Genomic DNA, 25,419 nt, shown 5'->3' with positions numbered 1-25,419 from the left:
TTATTTAACCTCTTTTGAGAATAAATCAAATTCTGGAAATTCAATATCTAAATTTTTATGATTTAATTTCATAAATAGGCGATAATATTCACGCAAATAAATAAAAACCTCTTGTTTGTGCTCAATAATAGCCTGCATTAATATTGCATTATAATTCCGATTATGTTCTTTATTGAGATAATATTGCATTTTATTTTGTGTAAAATGTTCGTTTTTAAATTTCCCCAAATTAAAAGCAGTTAATACTTGTTTGTCAATAATGCAGCGAAATGGCTCAACAAAATCACAAACCAATGATTTACGTTTAAACCAAAGTTGATGCAATACCCCTTGATAGACATCAAAACCAAATAATTTTAAATTGCATTCAATATAATTAAAGAGCAATGTATATCCCATATCCAAAACCACATTAACAGGGTCAAGTTTTAATCTTGGTTTTCTACCCCTCCATTCCAAATTTTTAAGATTGGAAAAATGGATTTTAAAAAATAACTTTGCTGAATTACCTTCAATCCCCATCAGATAATTTAAATTACGATTAGATAAGCATTGTTCACGATATTGTTCCAATGTGGATATTGCTTGCTTTATTTCATCATTCTTTTGCCTGATATTTTTGAGCAATAAAATATGACCGTCAATTTTGGATTGAACAATACGGCTTGCAAAATAAAGCTTTAAATCTTCTGTCATTAAATACTGCTTTTGTCTTAATAAAAAATTAGCATCAGCAGAATGACTCATAAATAATATTGGTCGTAAGCGTTCATTCATTAAAATTAAAGCGATATTATTTTTTTGGCAATAATCCATTAAAATACTAGTCAAAGTAATATGACCAATACTCATGATTGCCAATACTTTGTTTTTGGATAAGCGTGTTAAGACTTCATCATTTTCATCTTTGATCACAATATTGCCTTGAGATATACATAGATGACGAAGTTCTTGATTGGTTAATAACACCACTTGACGGTGTTTTAAATCACTTTGATTGAGCATAAATACCCCCTAATTGTCATACAAAGTTGTTTGGTTGCACAAAGCAGAATAAATGCAGTATTGGCATTTATTAAGATTGATATTTTGAATAACAAAATTAGGATTATAATGGCGAATTTTATATAAGTGATTTTCAAACCATTCTATAATATTATCGTCAGGAACTGGAATGTAATAATTTTTATTATCGTCCATAGAATGAAATCCAAGATATTCAATTTCAAACCCCATCTCAATCAAACAAAAATATTGAGCATAAAGTTGTAATTTATAACCATCGTAAATGGTTTTAATCTTTTTCTTTCGTTCAATCAACTTTTTACTTTGTATAAAATATTGGTCAATCTTGCCAATCAGCCCATATTTTTCAGAGTACACCATCATACCTGTTAATACTGTCTTCTTGGTGCTATAAGTATTTTCATCAATGGTTTGATGTGCTTGTTTGCCAGCCACTTGCGGTGTGTCGTGAAATTGTTCATCGTCTAATGCTTGATAAACATTATGCAAATAAATGGAATAGGGGCAAAAAATAAAATCATTTAATTGACTGATATTCAAAACATTGTATTCCATAATACTCTTCCAAAAAAATAGGCTCAATCCAGTTTGAATTAAGCCTATAAATTTAATTAAAGCGATTTTGTGAATATTTTAACCAGTATTCATTGCGAATATACAAATCCACTTTATCCACATCATCACTATTTTTGATTTGTTCCAAAATCCATAAACCTTTTAATGCAATATGATACGCTCCGTTGGCATCGGCATCATTTGGCAGGGATTTATCCGCTTGACGGCTGTCAAAAAACTCGCCATTTGCATTCATCACAGGCGATAAAATAAAATCATCACCAGTTTGAGCATTGCTATATCGCATAGACAGCATGACTTTTAGATAATAACAAAGACCACTGTACAAATCTTTATTGTGTTTAGCACAAATCTCATCAAGCAAATTATCGCCAGATTGATAATGAATTTGATGTTTATCAAATAACGCCTTTAAACCGTCATTGACATTGATTGTGTCTGTGGTTTTCTTGGCATTATTATAAACATAACGCACATCGCCATAAGAACAAATGACCCAATCTGTTTTTGAGCCATTGGCTTTATTGCCAAAGTTTTGATAGTTAATGGCAAATTCAAAATAACCATGTTGACTATTATAACGAATGGCATTAAATTTCTTAAAAAACTCAATGGATTTGTCTACGCTTTCATAATGCGGTTTTAATAAATCCACAAAGCCAGTCGTTGGGTCAATTTTACTGGTATTCCACGCTGGCACATAGAATAAAAAGCCCGTTTGCTTGCCGATTTCCTTAATGTCTTCAAGTTTATTGGCTAATTGCAAGGCATTTCTAACCCCACCCAACTCATCAGCTTTTTTATCTTTTAATACCAAATAATTAAGCTTTTTAATCAGGGCATTTTCAAAGTTTTGATAAACTTGTTTTTCAACCTTAAATCGTCCACGCTTAAAGCCAAAATTCAAATCTTCAAGCACGATGATTGCATTATATTTCATCATCAACTGGCTGACATAATGCACCACTTGGCTCAAATAGCCTTGCTTGATTTCTTTGATATTTTCAATTTCGCCCCAGTTTACACGGGCATCGGCTCGTTCTTTTTCTTTATTATCCAAAATAGTGTGATAATTAACACTAAGCTTATCACCATTATGTCCAATATTGATGATTTCATTTAGAGATTTTTGCTCAATAATCTCGCCTTTTTGGTTGATTACGCTGACATATAACAAATGGCGTTCGCCACGGTCAATACCGATAATATGAATGTCGTCATTACTATTTTTGAGCGTTTGATTCACATTGCGATTAAACTCTTTAAAACCAGTGCCAGCAACTCCAAAATTCATTGTAATGGGAATATGTAATAAAAACTTATCTTGGGTATAGCGTTTGTCTTTAATAATAGTATGCGTGGCGATTTTATTTTGATTGCGATTGTTTGGATTTTTCATCTTTAACACTTCGCCAGCAGGGTGTTTTGCCACATCATCAAGATTTAATGACGCCCTGCGATAAAAAATCTCCGCTTCGCCATTTAATTTATAAACCACATTTTGCAGATTTTCTGGGCTAAACAAGGCTTTAAAATACAAAGTATGCAAATTATCTTTGCCAAATTTTTCTACTTTCTTGTCAGAAAAATCTTTATTATAAATTTGGAACAAGTATAACTTACCTTGCTCCACCAAGTCATCAATATAACTGCTGTCAATGTCAATAAATCTAATATCATATCCTTGTCTATCTACATCAGAGATAAATTCTGGGTAGCTTTTATATTGCTCGCTATCCTTGAAAGTGAAGTTAAAGTATGAAAAATACTCTCGAACAAGCTCTTTGTAAAAATCAATATATTTAGTTAAATCATCTTTATTGAAATTTTCGGAAGATACCGAATAACTTTGAGATAATCTAATTCTATTAATTTCTTGTGGAAAATATTGATTTTTTAACTCTTCTAAGCCTTTGGTTTTTCTAACGACTTCCCCACCTATTTTTAGGATAGTAGCAATATCCGCACCAGCATTTGCAATTTGTTTATAAACCATTTTTTGATAAACATCTGAACTTGTGGCAATAGGTGCTTGTTCAAAGACTTTTTTATGGTCTTTATCCAAAATCGCCAAATAATAATTACCATTTTTTTGCAAGATAATGCCAAAATTATCTTTTTCTTTATTTAAATCCCAACCATTTAAAAATTGAGCATTATCAAAATTGAGCTTGTATTTCTCAGTATCAAAGGCTTTTTGTGAAATATAATCACGCACTTTATTGTAAAGCGAAGTAAATTGCTTTAATTCATCATATAAAGGCGTAAACTCACCATAAAATGACTTGTCTTCATTTAAACCTGTATCATTGCCAATTGCTAACGGTTTGATAAAGTGTATCAATGTCATCACACTATCCAAAAATAGTTTTAGATTGATGATGTCTTGGGATTTTTTGTGCTTATAAAAAGTACATTCGCCTATTGGATATTCTTTTTCAACAAAGCCTTTAATGGTGCTAAATTTATTATCAATGTCTTTGATGATTGATAATTTTTTATCATCAATTTGAATGGTGAATTCTGCAAAATAATCGGCAATAGAAACAAATTCAACATCATCTTTATTTTGACAATACGCCTTGATTGCTTGTTCCAAAACGGCAATACTATGCTCGGATTTGATGAATTTCTCTCGCTCTTTGAGTAATTTGTCTTTGACACTGTCTTTTGTTGCTTTGGCAAGTTTGGTATTAAACTCAGTATTAATGAAATTGCTATAATAATCGGATAATGTCTGATTGATGATATTAAAATTACCATACAATGTATGTGAGATATGTGTTAATTGCCCATGATGAATATAAACCCCAGTTAAATCGTATTTTTGAATATCGTTTAATAAGATCTCAATTTTGGAAAAACTGTCGTGATAGCCGCGATAAAATTCATTAATTGCAGTACAAACTTCATTGTCATCATGAAACTTTGGCGGTAAAAATGATAGGCTTTGTTTATCACTTAATAACTGTTTGTGTAAAGGTTTTAATTTGGCGATTTTAGTCTTGTTCTTTTGATTAAAAAGGTTGATTGACTCATTAATGCCTTGTAGCTTTGTATCATCATCCAAAACTTTCCCACCTAATAACGCATTATAAGCTGTGATACCAGATTGGGTCAAAAGACGATTATAAAAATTAACACCCAATAAATCGTCAATATTAAAACCATCAAAAGAACTGGTGATTTTATTGTCTAATTGATTAAGCTGTTGATATAAATCAGCATATTTGTCTTTAATCTGGCTTAAAATCTGAATGTTATCCACAAAGCGTGGTAAATTTTCGTGAATCAAGCGATAAGCAATCGCCGTATGCTTGGCTTCATCACTATAAAGATTTTTACGGTTTTCATAAAAACCTGTAAAATAAGTGGTAAAACCGATAAACTGTTGTATAAGGGCAATCTTTTGCGATTGCTCTCCTTCTTTTTGGATGATCCATTTGACTAAACTGCCATATTCTTTATGACTACCAAACAATTCTTTGGCAAACAGCCTTTCAAATAAAGCTTTGGTTTTGTCGTCTTTTTTAAATTGTTTAACGATGGCTTTGCGTAATTGCTCTTGTGATTTTTCTAGAGCTTTACGCAACTTATCATCATTTTTATTTTGTTTGAGTGTTAAATAATGACTTTGAAAGTCTGCCAATGTCGATAACTCCACACCATTTAATGCTTGCTCAATAAAATCACGATGATACTCATCAAGAATTGGCTTGATTTGTTGATAACTTTCAGCAAGGGTAGCATCTTTTTCTAAAAAGTTTTTAGCTTGGATATGTTGCAGGGTTTTTCCGATTGGTTTGAGCTCAAAACGCAGGGTTTTAGAAAGTGGGTACTGTTGAGTGAAGTGCGTGAATAGCATGGTAAATCCTTAATAGTAATGAGGCTTTAATCAGTCTAGCAGAAAAAATTGTCGCTTTCAATAATTTTTTTAAAATAATACATACAACCATAAAAGATGATGTTATGTACATTGGCTTAAAATTATATAATATATTGATTTTTATAATAATTTTAAGAAAAATTTAGTTTGGATGTAGCGGTGTCTATACGCCAAAATCTTTTGTGGTCGTGGTTGGACCGAAAAATCCGTACTGATTTTTGCAATGATTTTTGTTATAATGGCAAAAAAAGAGGAATTGGCTAGTTATATTTGAAAGTAATTCTCATCTTTAATGGTCTAACGACCTTTTTAATTTCTACTCTTGTAGATTGGTTGTATTGTATGTTTTGTGTGGTTGTTGAATTATTTTTGACAAATACCGCATATTTGCCTAAGCATATTCCATTTTGTAAATTGGTTTTATGGGGTGAATGTCTTAAAATTCGCCATAATCATTTTGCCATCGTTGCTTGCTTAAAAGGATAATATGAACACCTTGCCCCTATTTTTTAATTTACAAAATCACTCCGTGTTAATCATTGGCGGGGGCGAAGTCGCCATTCGTAAAGCCGCGCTCATAAAATCGGCAGGGGCAAATATCACCGTCATTGCCAAAAATATTGATGATGAGTTAACACACTTATTAAAAGATGATAATCATAAATTGATAATTAAATCTTATGATAAGTCAGATTTAAATTCAGACTTTGTATTTTGTATTGTTGCTACTGATGATAATGATTTAAACCGTCAAATTTATCAAGATTGCAAAATTTTAAACATTCCTGTTAATGTGGTAGATACGCCAGAATTGTGCGATTTTATTTTTCCTGCGATTGTGGACAGAAATCCGATTACGGTGGGTATTTCGTCAAATGGCAATTCTCCTGTACTGGCTCGCCTGATTCGTGCCAAAATAGAAAGCGTATTGCCAAGCAATATCGGCAAATTGGTACAAGTGGCGGGCGAATTTAGAGACACCATTAAAGAGCGATTGCCCAATGTCAATGCCAGACGCAAGTTTTGGGAAAAGATTTTTGGCGAAAATTTAAATGGCGTGGGCGTATTTGCAGGTAATCACAATATTAATATTGATGAATTACAAAAAGCGTTATCCGATTTTGAAAAAACCAATCACAGTCAAGGCGAAGTCTATATTGTCGGAGCAGGAGCAGGTTCGCCTGATTTATTAACTTTTAAGGCATTGCGATTAATGCAACAAGCGGACATTGTGCTGTATGACGCTTTGGTGTCTGATGAGATTTTGGATTTGTGTCGCCGTGATAGCGACAAGATTTTTGTGGGTAAAAAACGCTCGTGCCACGCCAAAAGCCAAGATGAAATCAATCAGATGCTCGTGGATTTGGCAAAACAAGGCAAGCGAGTGTTACGCCTAAAAGGCGGAGACCCCTTTATTTTTGGGCGTGGGGGCGAAGAAATGCTTGCGTGCCAAGCGGCTGGTGTACCCTATCAAATCGTGGCGGGCATCAGTGCCAGCCTAGCAGGGGCAAGCGGTGCGGGCATTCCGCTCACACATCGGGGCGTGGCAACGAGCGTGCGGTTTTTGACGGGGTGCTATACCAGTTCACAAAAAGCAGGGGGCGAGACTTTTGACGGTCTAAAAAGCACTTATCAAGCCGATGAAACGCTGGTGTTTTATATGGGCTTGCACGCCCTTGATAAGGTGGTGGCAAGTTTAACGCCCGATTTGCCAAGCGATACGCCTGTGGCGATTATTTCGCACGCAAGCCTACCAACCCAAAAAGTATTGGTGGGGGATTTGGGTAATATTGTGGAAAAACAAGCGACTGCTAATTTGCCTGCCCCTGCGATTATTGTGGTGGGGAAAGTGGTGGGGATTTATCATGGTTAATATCATCTAATTTGCACCATTAGACGTATTTTTGAAAAAAAAAAAATCGTTTTTTTTTTTTTTTGATTTTTTGTGTTATGCTAGGACTCCAATTTTATCAGGAGTTTTGCAATGAAATTATTGAATCTTACAGCCGTTTCTTTGGCGGTGTTATTGACTTTAACGGCTTGTGGTGGCGATAAACCCAGCGAGACAAAACAAGAAGTCAAAACTGAAACCGCCACCGCCACAGAAACCAAAACCGAGACCACAACTGACGCAGGAGCAATGCCTGCTGATGTTGACAAACTAATTATCAAAAGTCCTTATATGGATTTTCAGGTGAATGCCAACCGTGCAATCGTGGTGGCGGACATTAAATCTGAATTTCAATTAAGTCCAGAACAAAATGCCTGTCTATTAAGTCTGGAAGGTAATCCTAATTATTTGTCAGTGCTTGAACCTTATTTTAAGGGTATTTTAAATGATGATGAAATTAAAGAAGCGGACGAATTTTTTGCCAGCGATGCAGGGCGTAAATTTAGCGAAATGATGTTAAAACAAATGGGTGCAGAAAATTTACCGCCATTTATTGAGCCAACCAACAGCGAGAAAGCTGAAATTGCCAAAGCACTATTAAAGCCATTTTTTGTTAAAGTTAAAGCTAAAACAGACGCAATGAGCGAAGAAGAAGCAGTTAATTTTATGATACCAATGGTACAAAAAGAAATGGAGCGTTGCAAGATTTCTTAATTGGTTTGATTAAGTGTACTGCAAAATTTTTTGTATCAAACAATAATTTTGCAGTATTTTTTTAAGGATAAATGTTAAGGGGTAATGCAATGTCTTTTTTGTCAAAATTATTCGGTAATAAACCAAAAGCTGATTTTATTGTTCATCGTATTGATTTTGATGTGCCAAGCAATCAAACTTTAAAAGATGGCGAATATCTATGGGCAACCATTGATTTTGAAAGCAAACACCCTTGTCAAGTTTGGCTTCACCCCAATTCTGATGATGTCTTTCGTGGTAATGTTTCTGGCGGTTATCATCCGTCCGATGTTTATCCAGCAGGGCGACACACCATAAAACGCTGGTTTTATTTTAATAATCTTGATGTGGCGGATTATCCGAATGGATTGTTGGTCAATGGTGGAAAAGTGATTGCTCAGACAGAAGATGGCTATACTTTGCACAATCAAGTATATCCGACTGATTGTGCTTTTGTGTCGTTTTCGCCTGACGAATTAAAGATGCGTCAAAATATTGATAAAGACGGTTTACAAATAGAATTTATCAAAGCCCGTATTACGGACAGCGAATATGGTTATGAGCTGATTGGTTTATCGCCCAATGATACGGTGGGCATGGAGACAGAGATTAGCGTGCGTATTCATGCCAAATGCAATGATGGGGTGCATTTTGCTTGTTTCCCAAGAACAGATGAGGAAATGAATTATGGTTATAATCCAATGTCAAAACCCTTAGATGGTGTGCTGGATTTACAATTTACAATGAAAGAAACAGGCAAAATCAAAGGCTTTTTGATTGTTGCTTATAACCGTTATGACTATGAAATAGAGCATTTTGCAGTAGATTTTCCTTTGATTGTGGAAGATTGGTCTGATGATGGCGTAGGTCAAGAGTTTACTTTTGCTTTTGACGGTATTTATGATGATGAGCCAAACTTAAATGGTAGACTTGAGTCAATTAAAAAAGACTCTACCATTTCGGCTAATAAAGGTGTGCGTCTTTATATTCATCTAGCCCATCAATTAAAACACGGTGTTCATTTTAAACTGTATGATGTGATTGACAATAAACCCCAGCATTTATTTTGTTGTAATGTGTTAAGTCAAGAATATTGCCAAGAATACGATGGTAATCCTTATTTTTGTCTTGATTTTATGGAAGAAGAATTGGAAAAATTTTATGAAAGCCATCAATCACGCCAAATCTCTGGATTTTATATCGTCGCCAGTAATATGGTGGGCGAAGTGTTAGCCGAAGAAGTGGTGGATTATCCTTTGATGATTGTATCGTAAGGATTCTTGATGATAAAAAATACCCACCAAAAACGTTGATTTCAGGGCATTTACAAAATATGGATTGTCTTTATATTTGCTGTGCAATCCATCAGCAAACAACGCCAAGCATGTTTACTTGGCGTTGTCTGTTATTAACCATTCTTAATCATTGGCATTCTCATTATCTTGATTGTCGGTTTGAGTAAGTTCATCACTCTCGACTTCCTCGTGCTCCACACACGCCACGCCCACCAGTTTTTCATCGTCCGCCACACGGATTAGGCGAACCCCTTGGGCGTTTCTGCCTGCGGTGGCAATTTGGGCGACAGGCGTTCGCACCAGCGTGCCTTTATTGGAAATCAAAATCACATCTTCTTCGCCTGTGACTGCCACCGCCTTGACAAGCTGACCGTTGCGTTCGGAAGTCTTAATGGCAATCACGCCCTGACCGCCACGCCCTTTGGTCGGATAGTCGCCAATCGGTGTGCGTTTGCCATAGCCGTTTTCACAAGCACACAAAATCTCGCCCGCACTTGGAGCAACCACAAGCGACACCACACGGCTGACCGCCACCACGCTGTCATTGTCGTTGTCATCGGTTTCATCATCGGTCGGCTCGTCATCGTCAAGCCCTGCATTCAAGCCCAAACTGGCAAGCAAATTGACCCGAATGCCCCGCACGCCTTTGGCAGTCCGCCCCATAGTCCGAATGGCAGATTCCTTAAAGCGAATCGCCTTACCTTCGTTGCTAAACAACATAATCTCTGCCGTGCCGTCCGTAATCGCCACGCCCACCAAACTGTCGCCGTCCACAAGGTCAATCGCCCGTAGCCCATTGGCACGCAAATTGGCAAATTGCGACAACGCCACCCGCTTAACCGTCCCACTTGCGGTGGCAAAAAACACAAATTTATCTTCGTCTTTTAGGCTCTCCACAGGCAAAATGGCGGTAACACTCTCATCAGGCTCAATGCCAATTAGATTAACCAGCGGTCTGCCCTTAGAGCCACGAGACGCAATCGGCACTTCAAAGCCCCGCAAACCAAACACTCGCCCTGTACTGGTAAAGCACAAAATATGAGCGTGCGTACTCGTAACGAGCAAATGCTCAATCACATCGTCTTCTTTCATCGCTGTGGCGGACTTGCCCTTACCGCCCCGTTTTTGGGCTTGGTAGTCGCCCACCGCTTGGGTTTTGGCGTAGCCTGTGGCGGACACGGTCATTACCACCGTTTGCTCAGGGATTAAATCTTCACGACTAAAATCACCGCTGGCGTCCACAATCTCGGTGCGTCTGTCATCGCCAAAATTGTCTCTAATTTCAACAAGTTCGGTTTTAATCAAATTCATCAAAACATTAAAATCTGACAAAATCAAATTCAGCCGTGCAATTTCCGCCAAAATTTCTTCAAATTCTTTGCTTAATTTGTCCTGCTCCAAGCCCGTCAAACGGTGCAACTGCATATCCAAAATGGCATTGACCTGCTCAGGCGATAGACGATAATGCGTTTCGTTGTCAATCAAACCAAACGGATTGTTCAAATCTTCGCCCTCAATGACATCGGGTCGTACAGATTCTGCTCCTGCTTTTTTAAGCATTGCCACAACCGTCCCCGCCTGCCAAATTTTACCCAGCAGATTTTCACGAGCATCGGCACGGTTGGTGGATTGTTTAATGGTTTCAATGACATCGTCAATGTTGGCAAGGGCAATGGTTAAGCCTTCTAACAAATGCCCACGAGCCTTAGCCTTATTTAATTCAAAAATGGTACGGCGAGTTACAACTTCTTGACGATGACGAATAAAAGCAGAAATCAAATCTCGCAAAGTCATCAAACGGGGCTGACCGTTGTCAAGTGCCACCATATTGATAGAAAAACTGGACTCCAAAGGCGTTTGGTTAAACAAATTGTTCACCAAAACTTCGGCATTTTCGCCACGGCGTAAATCAATGACAATCCGCATTCCTTCTTTGTCGGACTCGTCATTGACCCCTGTAATACCTTCTAGTTTTTTGTCTTTGACCAGCTCGGCAATTTGTTCAATGAGTTTGGCTTTATTGACTTGATAAGGAATTTCGGTAAAGACAATGCGTTCACGGTCTTTTTGTGAGCCGTCCATTTGTTCAATGTGGTATTTGCCCCGAATTCGCACCCTGCCCTTGCCCGTCATATAGGCATCACGAATGCCACTTCTGCCATAAATCACACCGCCTGTCGGAAAGTCTGGACCACTAATATACTGTGCTAATTCTTCGCCTGTAATCATTGGGTTGTCAGCATAGGCAAGGCAAGCATTGATACTCTCGGTCAGATTGTGCGGTGCCATATTGGTTGCCATACCCACCGCAATGCCCGCCGAGCCATTAACAAGCAGGTTGGGGATTTTGGACGGCAATACGGACGGCATTTTTTCAGAGCCGTCATAGTTGTCTTCCCAGTCCACCGTGTCTTTGTCAAGGTCGGACAAAAGCTCGTGCGTGAGTTTTTGCATTCGTACTTCGGTATAACGCATTGCCGCAGGCGGGTCAGCGTCCACCGAGCCAAAGTTGCCCTGCCCGTCAATGAGCATATAACGCAAACTAAACGGCTGTGCCATACGCACAATCGCATCATAAACGGCAGTATCGCCGTGTGGGTGATATTTACCGATGACATCGCCGACAACACGGGCGGATTTTTTGTAGGGTTTGTTATAATCGTTGGACAGCTCGTGCATTGCGTACATCACACGGCGATGCACGGGCTTTAAGCCGTCTCTGACATCAGGCAAGGCACGAGAGACGATAACGCTCATCGCATAATCCAGATAGGATTGTTTTAGTTCATCTACAATGCCAATGGGGGTAATGCTGTCGGTCATATGCTATCCAAATACTAAATAAGGGCGATATTATACCATAAAATGAGAATTTTTGCACGTATTGCATTTTACAACCACCCAAAAAACTAAATATAAATCAATCGGTTAAATTTTTAATTGTCTCAGTATGTCAATACATTTTACCCAAAATACACATTTTTATTTCCCGTAAGCACTTGAATAAAAGAGTAGGATTTGGTACAATAGCCACTTTATTGTGTTAGGCAACGTGTCTCCTTTATTTTATTGGGTAATTCGGTGGCTGCCTGAATTATCGCCTACACTAAGTTAATCTACCCTTTTTATTTTACTTTTTGTAAGGAATTATCATGGCAAATTCAGCCCAAGCTCGCAAACGTGCTCGTCAAAACGTAAAACGTCGTGCTCAAAATGCTTCTCAGCGTTCTATGGTTCGTACCTACATCAAACGTGTGGTTGCCGCTGTTGAATCTAAGTCATACGAAGCTGCTACCGAAGCCTACAATAAAGCAGTTCCTGTGATTGACCGCATGGCAGACAAAGGCATTATCCACAAAAACAAAGCTGCTCGCCATAAGAGCCGTCTAAACAAAGCGGTAAAAGCCCTAAAAGCCTAATTGCTCAAATAACCATTTTTGGTAAGATCCTGATATTTTCAGGGTCTTTTTTTGTTTAAATTTTAAAACCCAGTACCGTCATTTTGTGTTAGAATGTAACCCTCCTGTTTTAGAAGGCGTGCCACAATGTCAAACACTCCATCCACCATCCACCAACTTAACCGTGAAGCCAAATGGTCGCTGTATTTGACCTTATTTTATGTGGTAGGTTGGGTGGTTTTTGCCTATTTTTTGCCAACAGGGACGGGGCTTTTGGGCTTTCCTTTATGGTTTGAGATGAGCTGTATTGTGCTACCCATTTTATTTATACTCATCAGCATGGCGGTATTAAAAATCGTTTATCAAGACATTGATTTGGATACAAATACTGGGGAAAACGATGAATCTTAATGTGCAAATTCTTATCCCTCTTGTACTGTACCTATGCTTTGTCTTTGGAGTGGCGTGGTATGCCTACCAAAAACGCAATCAAGGCGGTTTTTTAAACGAATACTATGTCGGCGGTCGCTCAATGGGCGGTTTTGTGCTCGCCATGACAACTGTCGCTACTTATGTGTCAGCAAGCTCCTTCATCGGTGGACCGGGGGCGGCGTACAAATATGGGCTTGGCTGGGTGCTACTCTCCATGATTCAAGTGCCAGCGATTTGGCTAACACTTGGTACGCTTGGCAAAAAATTCGCCATCTACGCCCGCCAAACAGGTAGCATTACCATTAACGACTTGCTTTTTGCTCGTTATCAAAATAAAGCGGTGGTTTATTTGGCGTGTATCTCGCTCCTTTTGGCATTTTTTGGCATGATGGTGGTGCAGTTCATCGGAGCAGGTCGCCTTTTGGAAACGACACTTGGCTTACCTTATGAATGGTCAATCGCCCTGTTTGCGGTGGTTATTGGACTTTATACGTTTATCGGTGGCTTTCGGGCAGTGGTGCTGACTGATACCGTGCAAGGGCTTGTGATGATGATTGGTACGGTGATACTCTTGGGTGGTACGGTAATGGCGACAGGGGGCATTGACAACGCCATGACCACGCTCCACGCCATTGATCCACGCCTGCTTACGCCCACAGGCGTTGATGACAAGTTGTCAGCGACTTTTATGCTGTCGTTTTGGGTACTGGTGTGTTTTGGTTTGATTGGTCTGCCCCACACAGCAATCCGTGCGATGGCATACAAGGACAGTCGCTCGCTCCATCGTGGGATTTTGGTGGGGACGGTGGCGATGACGGTGTTGGTATTGGGCATGCACCTTGCTGGGGTGTTGGCTCGGGCGGTCGTGCCTGAGCTTGATGTACCTGACAAAGTGATTCCCACACTCATGATGACCGTATTACCACCTTTTGTGGCAGGGATATTTTTGGCAGCTCCGATGGCGGCGATTATGTCTTCCATTGACTCCATGCTGATTCAGTCATCAAGCACACTGATTAAAGACTTATATTTATCCGCCAAGCCTGACGCCATCAAACACGAAGCCAAAATCAAACGTTACTCCACAGGTTTTACACTTGCCTTTACGGTGATTTTGGCGGTGGTCGCCGTGCTCAATCCGCCTGATATGCTCATTTGGCTAAACCTTTTATCCTTTGGTGGGCTTGAAGCGACTTTTTTGTGGGTGCTGGTGTTTGGATTGTACTACAAAAAAGCCAATGCCACAGGGGCAATATGCTCGATGATGGCGGGGCTTGTCAGTTATGTTGTGATTGCTTATTTTAAAATTGCCATTTTTGATTTGCATGCCGTTGTGCCTGCTTTGGTGATTGGACTTGTGGCATTTTTGGTGGGGAATAAGGCGGGGGAGGCTCGGACATCCTAAACCAAAAAAAAAAAAAAAAATAAAAAGGACGAAATTTTCGTCCTTTTTAATTGCACGATATTTCTTTTAACCTTTGAATAAAATTATTATCAGTTTTACTATGTGGCACATATAATATATTGTCGCCACTTTTTAATTTAATAAAGCTAACGTTAAAAACATCGCTATTTTTAGAAAAATACCAAGTCTTTTTAATATGAAAATCCCAATCTACCACCACAGGATTTTTCATATAAATTGCTTGATTGATAAAATTCTTCCCAATCAATGTGTTATCAATAACACCAATTTTCTTAAAAGACTTTATGCCATATTTTTTGACCACCATAAATTCTTCATGCAATACTAGCGTTAGTGCAATAACAGGTGGTAGGTAATAAGTAGAAATACTCAAACCAAATAGTGAAATACGCCATGCGTTGGCGGTAAACACATAATAAGAAAAGAATAAAATAAAAAATAAACAAATTGCAATAATAATCAATACTCTATCAATATACTTCTTAAAAACATGACTAATAGCAAAATCATAATATGTTGCTTTTTTCACTATCACACCACATCCACCACAATCGGCTTGCCCTCGTGCATCAAGACGGTTACATCAACACCATAAAGCGTTTTCATATTTTCCACCGTCAAAACTTCTTTTGGTGTGCCAACCGAAACAACTTCGCCCTGCTTCATCATGACCACCGTATCGGCAAACTGCGAGGCTTGGTTGATGTCATGTAGTACGATAACCACCGTTTTACCTTGATTTGCCAAAACTTTCATCTGACGCATGAGCCGTCCTGCGTGATACATATCCAAATTATTCAAAGGCTCATCAAGCAAAAGATACGGTGTGTCTTGGCACACCACCATCGCAATCAACACTCGTTGGCGTTGTCCACCTGACAAATCCGACAAAAACCGCTCGGCTAAGGATTCAAGCTCAAAAGTTGCTATCATCTCCTCGACCTTATCCTTGTCCGCCTGCGTGGGTCTGCCTTGATGATAAGGATAACGCCCAAACATCAGTAGCTCACGCACACGAAGTCGCCCTTGAATGTGATTTTCTTGGGCGAGCATGGCAACCACTTTTGCCATCTGGCTATCGCTGGTGGTATTGATGTCATTGCCGTCAAAGCTAATTTTGCCAGATTGTAGCACATACATGCGAGCCATTAGGTTAAACAGCGTGGATTTGCCTGCCCCATTCGCCCCAATAAGTGCCACAATCTGCCCTGTCGGTAGCGTAAAATTGACATCTTTTAAAATCGCCAAATTGCCAATGTTGTGATTGACATTTTCTACTTGTATCATCGTCATGTCCTCATGCTGTCCAAAGACCAGCCATTATTTTAACCTCAAAGGCGCAAAGTCGCCCAATTTTCCAATTTTCCAATTTTCCAAAAAAATTATGCCTCCAATAAATATAAAGGCAACCCAAGCCCAAACAAATCAAAAAATGAATGTGCCAAAGTAAAGGGGAGTAGTTCATCGCTTTTATAACGCAATAATAAAAACACAATCCCCAAAGTCGTGATGGTTAATGCCCCTGCCAGCCCTTGATAAGTATGAAAGGCAAATCGCACAAACAAAGTAAACATAATGGCAATGGGCAAATGTTTTTTTGCGGTCAATGCCACCAGCCCAATAAAAAATACTTCCTCATAAAACCCATTTAGCAGAGCAAACAAAATAAAGGAGACAGACCACATGGCAAAATGCTCGCTTGCCCCATACTGTGCCTCTGTCTGTGGATAAAGATTAGGAAAAGCCCAGTACTGCAAATACTCATAAAGCGATGCCACCGTCCCTGCAATGAGGATATATAGCACCACCTTTGGTAATGTCCAGCGATTGACGCTAAAATTTAATTGCTTAAAATCAAATTTACGATAGGTCAAATACCCAAATGCCGCCACCAATGACACAATTTCGCTGATAATCCCCGACCAATTGCTTGAACTGTTAAATTCCAAAGTTTGGGGGGCGACCTGCTCCTGACTTAATAACTCCAAAAACTGTATATTAGAACTATAAATGGCAAAACCAAAAAATATCATTGCCAAAATAACCACATCAAATAAATGCAATGATTTTAGTTTATTTGTCATACAGCAACCTAAGTTCCACGGATTAAATTTGATATATTAATAATTATTGGGTTGTACGTTGTTTGCGATATTGTGCAAAAATCAGTAGCAAAAACGCCACACCCCCAAACAACTCAATCACCACTTCAAGCACGCCTGCCATTTTAAAGACATGCTCAAACACCGCCTGCCCCACAATCAGCGTACTGCTTGCCACCAGCGTTACCAAAATCAGTCTTTCGCCATGAGCCATTTTGGTGCAAAATTGATTGGTCAAGGCACACACCAAAAGCCCAAAAAACGTAATCGGGCCGACAAGAGCAGTCGCCATAGACACCAAAAGAGCAATCGTCATCAGTATGCCAAGCGAGAGTTTGCGATAAGGCACACCCAAACCAATGGCACAATTTTTACCCAAAAGTAGCACATCAAGGGCAAATCTTTGTCGCCATACATACACAAAGGTAATGAGAGACAACACAAGACTTGCCATCAGCAATTTGATATTGACGGCGGTAAAACTGGCATAGCTTTGGGCTTGCACGGTAACAAATTCATCAGGATTTATCATGCGAGCCACCATAAAGGACAAACTTCTAAACAGTATCCCAAAAATCACGCCCACCAAGATAAGCCGTGTCAAATCCTGATTGTGCCTCGTGAACAAAAAGCGAAACATAAGAACGCTCATCGCCATCATCACGCCCACTTCAAAGGCAAATTTACCCACCGCAGGCAACGTAACATAGCTTACCATGCCCAAAAAGAACAACATAAGACTCTGTATCAACACATACAAAGCGTCAAAGCCCAAGAGACTAGGCGTCAAAATCGGATTGTGTGTCAGCGTCTGAAATAGCAGTGTGGACACGCCCACCGCATAGCCCACCACCAAAAAGGCGATAAGTTTGCGAGTACGCAGTGGCAGGGCAAAATCCCAACTTGTTACATTTAAAGTCAAATACAACCCACAACCAATGACAAGGACAATCAAGGCAATAAAAATTGGGTGGTTTTTTAAAAAAGTCATCATACGCCCCCTATTTCGCCCTTGACAATAACCACAAAAACAATGCCGACCCCAGCACCCCAAACACCACATACACAGGAATTTCAAAGGGATAACGAATCACTCGCCCAATAATATCGCAAAGCAATACACACGATGAGCCGAGCAGTGCCACCGCAGGGAGCGACACACGCAGACGGTCGCCCACCAGACGACTGACAATGTTTGGCACAACCAATCCCACAAAACTAATCGCCCCCACCGTAACCACCACCACCGCACTAATCATCGCTACCATGCCAATGGCAAGCCACATCACGGCGTCTTTGTTGATGCCTAAGTTTTTGGCGATACCGTCCCCAAGCCCAATGATGGTAAGCCTATCCGCCATCACATAAGCGATGATGGACAACACCCCAACGAGCCACAAGGTCTCATAGCGCCCCGCCAGCACGCTTGAAAAATCGCCAAACCGCCACACCGAGAGCATTTGCACCATTTCAGTCTGATACGCCAAAAACAAGGTCGCCGAATCAATAATCCCCCCAAAGACAATCCCCACCAAAGGAATGATAAGAAAATCTGTGGGCGGTAAGCGTTTGATAAGATTCATAAACACCATCATACCAACAAATGCCATGACGGTTGCCACGCTCATCTTACCCAAAAGGGGCAGGCTTGGCATATATAGGCTGGTAAGCAAAATTCCCAAAACCGCCGACTGCGTTGCCCCCACCATAGACGGCTCGACAAAGCGGTTTTTTAGCACCACTTGCATCATCATGCCTGCAATTGCCATGCTCGCCCCTGTCAATATCAAAGCAAGCGTACGGGGCAAACGACTAACAAGCAGTAATTGTAAACTGTTGTCCGTGTCGTCAAATAATTTGCCCCACGAAAAATCCGCCACCCCCACCGAAATGCTGATGATGACAAAAATAAACAGCACAAACAACGCCCCCATATTCACAAATAAGGGCGAACGCCAAGAAAAAGTTGGTAAAGCTGTGATCATCGTGGATTTCCTATAAGTGTAAACTAGGCGATGAGTTTTTGTAAAATTTGCTGATAAATGAGTGTGAGCTTTTCCAAATCCTCCACCGCCACTTTTTCATCAATCTGATGAATGGTGTCATTAAGCACACCAAGCTCAACCACCTGAGCATTCATGATGGGAGCGATAAAGCGACCGTCCGAAGTTCCGCCACTTGTGGAAAGCTGTGCCTTTGTGCCTGTGATTTCATTGATGGCGGACACCACCGCATCGACAAAGTTGCCTTTGGGGGTCAAAAACGGCTCGCCTGACAAACTCCATTCGATGTGATAAGTGGCTTTACTGCCCTGAAAGTGTTTATCAAAAATGGCATGGGTTTTTGCCTTTAAGCTCTCTGCCGTATTTTCGGTGCAAAAGCGAAAATTAAACAATACTTCCACACTATTAGGGATAACATTGCTCGCCCCTGTGCCACCATTGATGTTAGAAATTTGCATACTGGTGGCAGGAAAATAATCATTACCATTGTCCCAAGTGGTCGCCACAAGCTCTGCCAATGCTTGCGATACTTCGTGGACTGGATTGACTGCCAAATGTGGATAAGCGATGTGTCCTTGTTTGCCAGTTACGGTAAGTTTGCCATTTAATGAGCCACGCCGACCGTTTTTGATGATGTCTCCGAGTACGCTTGTGCTGGACGGCTCGCCCACCAAGCAATAATCCATGCGTTCGCCACGCCCTGCCAATGCTCGGGCGACTTTTTCAGTGCCGTTAATCGCCACGCCTTCTTCGTCTGCGGTGATGAGTAGGGAGATGTCGCCTTTGTGGTTGGGATTTTGTTTGATAAAATTTTCACACGCCACACAAAATGAGGCGATGGCGGTTTTCATGTCGCTCGCCCCACGCCCCCACAAGAAGCCCTTCGCCACCGTCGCTGAAAAAGGTGGGTAAGTCCAAAGACTCTCATCGCCCACAGGCACGACATCGGTATGACCTGCAAAGCACAAATGGGGGGCGGTAGGGTCAGAGCCTTTTTTCTTGGCGTAGAGATTTTTAACTTGGGCGTTTTTGCCGTTGTCATTAGGGTCGCCAAAGTGCATAAATTCACACTCAAAACCCAATTTCCCCAAAAACTCTGCCAATATATTTTGGCATTCAAAATCATTGGGGGTAATGGACGGCTGTTGTAGTAGGGCGGTGGATAGGGATAGAGTGGGGGTCATGGGTGCGATCTTGTCGGTCAATGGTTGATGGATAAATAAAAAGCAGATGTCATTGTAGCAAATTTTTACATAAAAGTAATGAGTTTTTATTTGTTATGTTATATTGTATAATTATATTTTTAAATGTTATAATATTACTTAATCATGTTATTTTTTAAAATATTTATGAAAAGGATAGGTCATGAGGACTTATAAAACGCTTTCTTGTGCGGTGCTAGCCACCTTAGCCAACACCGCTTTTGCTCATGAAACACCAAATGGTGAACCTCACGTGGTTTTGGAGAGCATGCATATCACCCTTAATCGCAGTCCTGTACAAGGACATGCCTTTGTGGGTAATCAAAAAGCCTCTGACACCACCGTCTCCAAATCCAAACTCCAACAACGCTCCGCCACACTGGGCAATGCCTTGTCAGGTGAGCTTGGCATTCATTCAAACCCCTTTGGCGGGGGTGCGTCTGCCCCTGTGGTGCGTGGGCAAGAGGGTGTGCGTGTGAAGGTGCTTAATAACGCACTGGGCGTAACGGACATGTCAAATATCAGCCCTGACCATGCCGTATCGGTGGATACTTTGCTTGCCAGTCGGGTGGAGCTTGTGCGTGGGGCAAGTACGCTTATGCACGCAAATGCCTCGCCTGCTGGGGTTATCAATGTGGTGGACGCTAAGATACCCACTCGTATGCCGTTAGGGTTAGAGGGAGAGGTTTTAACTCGCCATACCACAGGCTCTAATGAAAAGCTGGTTACTTCATCGTTGGCATTTCCTATGGGGGAGCGTGTGGCGATGCGTGTGGAGGGCTTGGCACGAGATGCCAATCCTTATAATGTGCCTGCCATTAAGTTTGATGATGAGACCTTAAAATATTTGCCAGATTCTTATAACAACACCAAAGCAAACACCATCGGCTTATCTTATATTGGCAATCAAGGCTATCTTGGCATTGCTCATACCTTACGCCGTGAAAATTATGGACTGGTGGGGCATAACCACAAATTTGATGAATGTTCAGCCCACATCTTGGAGCCTGATGCTAAGCTGGGGCGAGGTCGGCATTATCTGACCATTTATCCGCACCTGATGGACGACAGCGATATGATTGATGCCTTGCATTTTCATTGTGGTAATGACCACGAGGCAGATCCCACCCACAGCCACGACAATGTCTATGGGCATAAGCACAACCACAACCACAAAGCCCCTTGGCTTGAAATGCGTTCTCGTAGCACAAGCCTACAAGGCGAGTTAAACAACCCCTTTGTTTGGCTGGATAAAATCAAGCTAAACTTAGGACAAAGCGACTATAAGCACGCCGAGTTTGATGAGGGCAAGCCGATTATGACAGGCAGCAAAGAGCGGTTTGTGCAGGGCAATCCTGTGTATTATGGCAATGATGCAAGGCTTGGCAAATTAAGTTTTCATCATACGCTGTTTGACAAATATGGATTGGTGTGGGGAGCGGATTATCAGCACAACCGCACACACGCCCTTATCCCAAGCATTAAGGAAAAACAAAGCAACAAGCGACCCTTAGTAGAAAACACCCAAGAAAGTTTGGGGCTGTTTGCCTTAACCAATGCCAAGTTTGGCAATCTAACGCTTGAAACAGGCTACCGCCACGAGAATACCGAAATTGGCGTGCATTATGACCTAGATGAGATTGACCACACCCTAAAAAGTTTTGGCAGACGCATTCGTCAAGAATACCCCGACCTAACTCCCTACAAAAACCACGCCACTTCATACGCCATCACCGCTCTTTGGGACATTACGCCCAAACTTCGCCTTGATACGACTTATTCGCACAACGAACGCATTCCCACACCGATGGAGCTTTATTATCACGGCAAGCATTTGGCGACCAATTCATTTATGTTTGGAAACAAAGCCCTGAACAAAGAAAAATCAAACAACCTAGAATTTGGGGCGACCTTTAAGGGCGATAAATGGAGTGTCAAAGGCAGTGTCTATGGCAATAACTTTGACAATTATATCCATCCAGAAAATCTGTATAAAGTTGGCAATCTTGCCATGAGACGCTTTACCCAGTCCAAAGCCAAAATTCGTGGGGCGGAATTAGAGATTGGCTATCAATTTAACCCCAATTACAAAATATCGGTATTTGGCGACAAAGTGCGTGGCAGATTGTACGGCTTCGACCCCATTTTTGTGGGTAACATCTATGGCGACCGACAACTGGTCGGTTACGAAGACCCAGAGGACTGTGGGTGGAGCAGAACGCACCCAGATTATGAAGAAGAATGTGCCATCTACAAACGCCCCATCATCGGACAAGAGACCATCACTCGCCCAGACCGCCACGCCCCTAGAATGTCGCCTGACAGACTTGGTTTTCGTATCAATGGCGAACACGGTAATTGGTCGTCGTCCCTAGAATTTAGTAAAGTCTTTGCCCAAAAACGCACTTCGGAGTCTGTCGCTGCCAAATACGACAGCGAATGCCCCTACCATAACGCAGGGCGAAACAAACTTTGCCCCATTTATATCAATGAAGATGCCACAGACGGCTACAATCTTTTGAATTTGGGGCTAGATTATCACAAAGCCTTTGGCAATGCCGACACCACTTGGTCAATTCGTGCCAATAATGTGCTTGATGAAAAGGTGTATATCCACAACTCATTTTTGCCCTTTGTGCCACAGCAAGGGCGAAATGTGAGTTTGTCGGTGAATATAAAATACTAAAGCCGATAAAACCCCCTTAAAATAAGGGGGTTTTAGGATTTTGATTGTCTTTATTGGGCTTGTTTTTGTTTAATCATCGGAATGACAGTCGATAACATCGCTGAGCCAATCACCAGCACGCTCCCAACCGCCATCAACAGCGTCATCGTCTCGCCCAGTAGCACCATTGCCAGTAGCACGCCAAATACAGGTTCTAAACTGATTAACATACCGCTAATATGAGCAGGGGTTTTGGCAAGTCCCAAGTTCCATAGTTTATAGGCAAGCCAGCTACAACACACCCCTAAGTATAGCACTGATAATAAGCCAAGCCAATTAAAATCAACTTGCCAATTTTTTACCAAAACCAGCGAGAAGGGTAAGCATAAAATCATGCCCTACACCAAGATGGTGGAGGTATAAACTTTGTTATCAAGCCTTGCCATCACTTCTTTGGCGACATATAGGCTAAGAGCAAAGCCTGCCCCTGCCAAAAAGACCAATGTCAGCCCAAACAAGTCCACCGCTCCATCGTCTTTTGAGCCTAAGACCAGTAGGCAAATCCCCAAAAATGCGATGGCACTTAATGCCCAGTCATAGAGAGCGACTTTACTTTTAAAGAGTAAAAAGCCCAGCACCAGTACCAGTATCGGCTCTGTGCCGATGATGACCACCGCACTGCTTGCCGATGTGTAAAAAAGCCCCATGAACTGCATAAAAATGCCAATGGGAGACATGAGCAAGGAGATGCCCCAGAGTTTTTTGCGAGTGGGCTTGTCGATACTGGGGTAAGTTTTGATAAAAAAGGGCAAAACAATCAGGCTTGCGATGATAAAGCGTAACTGTATGGCAAAGGCAGGGTCAAACATGGTATAAGCGTATTTACCAGCAGTAAATGAGCTTGCCCAGATGAGTAGGGCGATGATGATGTAGAGCATGGTGTATCGCTATGCCTTAAACCCTGTCATCTCGTCTTAGCCAAGTGGCGATAGAAAAACGCTGACGGTTAGTGATTTCTACTTGATGTAGCAGGTTACTGTCAAAAATCACAAGTCGGTTTAACTGTGGCATGAGCTGTACGGTATTATCTGTCTTATCCACGACCGTAATTTGACCGCCATCATCTGCCGTCCAGTTGTCATTCAGATAAAACACCGCCGAAATCACTCGCTCATCTCGCCCTTTGGGGTTGTCCGAGTGCCACTTGTAGCCAAAGCCTGCAGGATAGCAGGCATAATGAGCTTCACTCGAACGAATGCCCGCATACAGCGTGGCATTAAAATACCGCCCCAGCTCATCAATCGCCCCAAGATAGTTTACCCCCACAGGACAGCTCTCATCAATCCAGCGAATGCTGTCGCCACGAATGGTAGTTTCTCGCTCGCCATGCGTGAGCTTGGCTTCTTTATACCCAATAAATCCGCTCTCATTTTGCAGGGCGGTTAGGCTCTCAGAATCAAAAACATCATCAAGCACCATAGTACCTGTATGGACAAAGTCATCAAGGCGTGGGTCAATTAGGGTGTGCCAGTCAATACAAAAAGGCAATTGGGTATTCATGTCATTTTATCTTTTTATAAAAAACAGCGATTAAGATAACATATTTTGCTATTTTTGAAAAGCGAATATTTATCATTTACAAAGAATGGTACTCTTTTGGCAAGGTTTGTATCAACCTCAATGCTGGGGTTTATCCACGGGGACTTATGTTATTTTTTGCAAACCAATAACGCCAACCACGAATAGCCTATAATGTATTTTCCTATCCAAAAATAATAAAGCAACACCCAATAAGCGATGAACGCAAAATAGCCCATCTTAACTTACCACTCGAAAACACATGATGCCAATCACTGTGACAAAAAAATTTGACAAACCACTTGACAGGTTGCCACAATCGTGTATAATGTTGAGCCATCTAGGGGTCGTGGCGAAATTGGTAGACGCACTGGATTTAGGTTCCAGCGGGGCGACCCGTGAGAGTTCGAGTCTCTCCGACCCCACCATACATCAACTCAATCGTGAATACGGTTGAGTTTTTTGTTATTTGACCAGCCCTCATCTGCTTTACCAATAAACACAAGGTACGCCATGCCCCATCATCGCCCAGCCCTCTTTGCTTTTTCTTGGACAGGTGTTACCGCCATTTGTTTATGCTGCTTATTTGGCATGTTTACCCTGCAACTTATCGGCGTGTATTTGGCGGGTTTGGCATATTACCCTAAATCCACCCAAATGGATGTCGCCAACCTCATCACGCAAGGTTCTCAAAATGGTGTGGTTGTTGCTCTATCGGTTATATTTACCGCTTTGGTGTTTACTTTGGTATCTTTGCTATTAGTATTTTTAAAATTCAAAAAATTAAATAACACCCATGACATTCATACATGGCAAGCCATGAAGTATTTTTTTGGCATCAAATCCCCCACCCTTACCAGTGTCATCATCAGCCTGATTAACCTGATCATTTTTATGGTCATTAGCGAGATTTTGACCGTCATCGCTGATAAGTCCCCGATGGATTTTTTGGATGGACTAATCAATCAGCAGTCCCAGCTCTTGCTCATTTTTGCCATTATCATCATCGCCCCAATATATGAAGAGTTAGTATTTCGTGGGCTTATCTTTGGAGCTATATCTCATCAAGCTGGTCTAGATACTGCCCCCATTCGCTTGTTTGGTCATGTGCACATCAAGAAAAACACACTTATGGCAACGCTCATCAGTAGCATACTATTCACCCTTGTACATTTACAATACGACTTATTTGGCATGGCATTGATAT

The 25,419-nt window shown here is 41.1% G+C and carries 21 protein-coding genes and 1 tRNA gene; 9 read left to right on the top strand and 13 right to left on the bottom strand.

What is annotated here, in order from left to right; all coding sequences use genetic code 11:
• From cas1 to cas12a, 3 genes are read right to left on the bottom strand one after another with little or no spacing between them, the layout of a single operon-like run.
• Window positions 1-1,005, bottom strand: a complete 1,005-nt coding sequence (cas1, locus tag Q4B79_RS07435; protein ID WP_303085794.1) for a type V CRISPR-associated endonuclease Cas1 — start codon at window positions 1,003-1,005, stop codon at window positions 1-3.
• Window positions 1,006-1,014: 9 nt separating this feature from the next.
• Window positions 1,015-1,581, bottom strand: a complete 567-nt coding sequence (gene cas4 / locus Q4B79_RS07430) for a type V CRISPR-associated protein Cas4 (RefSeq protein ID WP_303085793.1) — start codon at window positions 1,579-1,581, stop codon at window positions 1,015-1,017.
• Window positions 1,582-1,633: 52 nt separating this feature from the next.
• Complete coding sequence (gene cas12a / locus Q4B79_RS07425) at window positions 1,634-5,467, bottom strand: type V CRISPR-associated protein Cas12a/Cpf1 (protein WP_303085792.1); 3,834 nt, start codon at window positions 5,465-5,467, stop codon at window positions 1,634-1,636.
• Between the two features lie 508 nt (window positions 5,468-5,975).
• Here cas12a and cysG point away from each other — a divergent pair.
• The 3 genes from cysG (at window position 5,976) to Q4B79_RS07410 (ending at window position 9,385) form a co-directional block, all read left to right on the top strand.
• Entirely contained in the window at window positions 5,976-7,361 is a 1,386-nt protein-coding gene (cysG, locus tag Q4B79_RS07420; protein WP_303085791.1) for a siroheme synthase CysG, read from the top strand.
• 111 nt (window positions 7,362-7,472) lie between these two features.
• On the top strand, window positions 7,473-8,093 hold the full coding sequence (locus Q4B79_RS07415; protein WP_303085790.1) for a hypothetical protein: 621 nt from the start codon (window positions 7,473-7,475) through the stop codon (window positions 8,091-8,093).
• A gap of 89 nt (window positions 8,094-8,182) precedes the next feature.
• The gene (locus tag Q4B79_RS07410; RefSeq protein WP_303085789.1) at window positions 8,183-9,385 is read left to right on the top strand and encodes a hypothetical protein; all 1,203 of its coding nucleotides are present in this window, start codon (window positions 8,183-8,185) and stop codon (window positions 9,383-9,385) included.
• Between the two features lie 144 nt (window positions 9,386-9,529).
• Here the strand turns inward: Q4B79_RS07410 and gyrA are convergent, their stop codons facing one another.
• On the bottom strand, window positions 9,530-12,229 hold the full coding sequence (gene gyrA / locus Q4B79_RS07405) for a DNA gyrase subunit A (protein ID WP_303085788.1): 2,700 nt from the start codon (window positions 12,227-12,229) through the stop codon (window positions 9,530-9,532).
• 329 nt (window positions 12,230-12,558) lie between these two features.
• Between gyrA and rpsT the strand changes: the two genes are divergently transcribed.
• The 3 genes from rpsT (at window position 12,559) to panF (ending at window position 14,641) form a co-directional block, all read left to right on the top strand.
• A complete protein-coding gene (gene rpsT / locus Q4B79_RS07400) occupies window positions 12,559-12,825 on the top strand; it encodes a 30S ribosomal protein S20 (RefSeq protein ID WP_303085787.1) in 267 nt (88 codons plus the stop codon).
• Window positions 12,826-12,951: 126 nt separating this feature from the next.
• Window positions 12,952-13,215 carry a YhdT family protein gene (locus Q4B79_RS07395; protein WP_303085786.1) on the top strand — a complete coding sequence of 88 codons (264 nt, stop codon included), beginning with the start codon at window positions 12,952-12,954 and terminating at the stop codon, window positions 13,213-13,215.
• A complete protein-coding gene (gene panF, locus Q4B79_RS07390) occupies window positions 13,205-14,641 on the top strand; it encodes a sodium/pantothenate symporter (RefSeq protein WP_303085785.1) in 1,437 nt (478 codons plus the stop codon). Before Q4B79_RS07395 ends, panF begins: the two co-directional genes overlap by 11 nt.
• Before the next feature lie 46 nt (window positions 14,642-14,687).
• On the opposite strand, the gene Q4B79_RS07385 is transcribed toward panF, so the two are convergent.
• The 6 genes from Q4B79_RS07385 to dapE all read right to left on the bottom strand — a co-directional run bounded on the left by Q4B79_RS07385 (window position 14,688) and on the right by dapE (window position 19,951).
• On the bottom strand, window positions 14,688-15,191 hold the full coding sequence (locus Q4B79_RS07385) for a hypothetical protein (RefSeq protein ID WP_303085784.1): 504 nt from the start codon (window positions 15,189-15,191) through the stop codon (window positions 14,688-14,690).
• A gap of 2 nt (window positions 15,192-15,193) precedes the next feature.
• Window positions 15,194-15,949: an ABC transporter ATP-binding protein gene (locus tag Q4B79_RS07380; RefSeq protein WP_303085783.1), complete on the bottom strand. Its 756-nt coding sequence runs from the start codon at window positions 15,947-15,949 to the stop codon at window positions 15,194-15,196.
• 95 nt (window positions 15,950-16,044) lie between these two features.
• Window positions 16,045-16,746: a CPBP family intramembrane glutamic endopeptidase gene (locus Q4B79_RS07375; protein WP_303085782.1), complete on the bottom strand. Its 702-nt coding sequence runs from the start codon at window positions 16,744-16,746 to the stop codon at window positions 16,045-16,047.
• A gap of 43 nt (window positions 16,747-16,789) precedes the next feature.
• Window positions 16,790-17,758, bottom strand: coding sequence for an iron chelate uptake ABC transporter family permease subunit (locus Q4B79_RS07370; protein WP_303085781.1), 969 nt, complete (start codon window positions 17,756-17,758; stop codon window positions 16,790-16,792).
• 7 nt (window positions 17,759-17,765) lie between these two features.
• Window positions 17,766-18,749, bottom strand: coding sequence for an ABC transporter permease (locus tag Q4B79_RS07365; RefSeq protein WP_303085780.1), 984 nt, complete (start codon window positions 18,747-18,749; stop codon window positions 17,766-17,768).
• Window positions 18,750-18,772: 23 nt separating this feature from the next.
• Entirely contained in the window at window positions 18,773-19,951 is a 1,179-nt protein-coding gene (dapE, locus tag Q4B79_RS07360) for a succinyl-diaminopimelate desuccinylase (RefSeq protein WP_303085779.1), read from the bottom strand.
• Between the two features lie 181 nt (window positions 19,952-20,132).
• Here dapE and Q4B79_RS07355 point away from each other — a divergent pair, with 181 nt between their 5' ends.
• The gene (locus Q4B79_RS07355) at window positions 20,133-22,655 is read left to right on the top strand and encodes a TonB-dependent receptor (protein ID WP_303085778.1); all 2,523 of its coding nucleotides are present in this window, start codon (window positions 20,133-20,135) and stop codon (window positions 22,653-22,655) included.
• A 50-nt stretch (window positions 22,656-22,705) separates the two neighbouring features.
• Here Q4B79_RS07355 and Q4B79_RS07350 read toward each other — a convergent pair whose 3' ends face one another.
• Genes Q4B79_RS07350 through Q4B79_RS07340 form a run of 3 tightly spaced genes read right to left on the bottom strand, consistent with a single transcriptional unit; the run spans window position 22,706 to window position 24,194 of the window.
• Window positions 22,706-23,029 (bottom strand): DMT family transporter, encoded by a 324-nt coding sequence (locus Q4B79_RS07350; RefSeq protein ID WP_303085777.1) that lies wholly within the window; start codon window positions 23,027-23,029, stop codon window positions 22,706-22,708.
• Between the two features lie 3 nt (window positions 23,030-23,032).
• Window positions 23,033-23,572 carry a DMT family transporter gene (locus tag Q4B79_RS07345; RefSeq protein WP_303085776.1) on the bottom strand — a complete coding sequence of 180 codons (540 nt, stop codon included), beginning with the start codon at window positions 23,570-23,572 and terminating at the stop codon, window positions 23,033-23,035.
• A 16-nt stretch (window positions 23,573-23,588) separates the two neighbouring features.
• Window positions 23,589-24,194: a 2OG-Fe(II) oxygenase gene (locus Q4B79_RS07340; RefSeq protein WP_303085775.1), complete on the bottom strand. Its 606-nt coding sequence runs from the start codon at window positions 24,192-24,194 to the stop codon at window positions 23,589-23,591.
• A 361-nt stretch (window positions 24,195-24,555) separates the two neighbouring features.
• Here Q4B79_RS07340 and Q4B79_RS07335 point away from each other — a divergent pair.
• Both Q4B79_RS07335 and Q4B79_RS07330 read left to right on the top strand, forming a co-directional pair.
• Window positions 24,556-24,640: transfer RNA gene (locus Q4B79_RS07335), tRNA-Leu, on the top strand.
• An 85-nt stretch (window positions 24,641-24,725) separates the two neighbouring features.
• A partial coding sequence (locus Q4B79_RS07330; protein WP_303085774.1) for a CPBP family glutamic-type intramembrane protease occupies window positions 24,726-25,419 on the top strand: 694 nt, incomplete at its 3' end.

Source organism: Moraxella sp. (assembly GCF_030525845.1).
In the GTDB taxonomy this organism is placed as follows: Bacteria; Pseudomonadota; Gammaproteobacteria; order Pseudomonadales; family Moraxellaceae; genus Moraxella.
The sequence above is the reverse complement of the archived record's forward strand: the minus strand, read 5'-3'. Positions and strand labels throughout refer to the sequence as shown.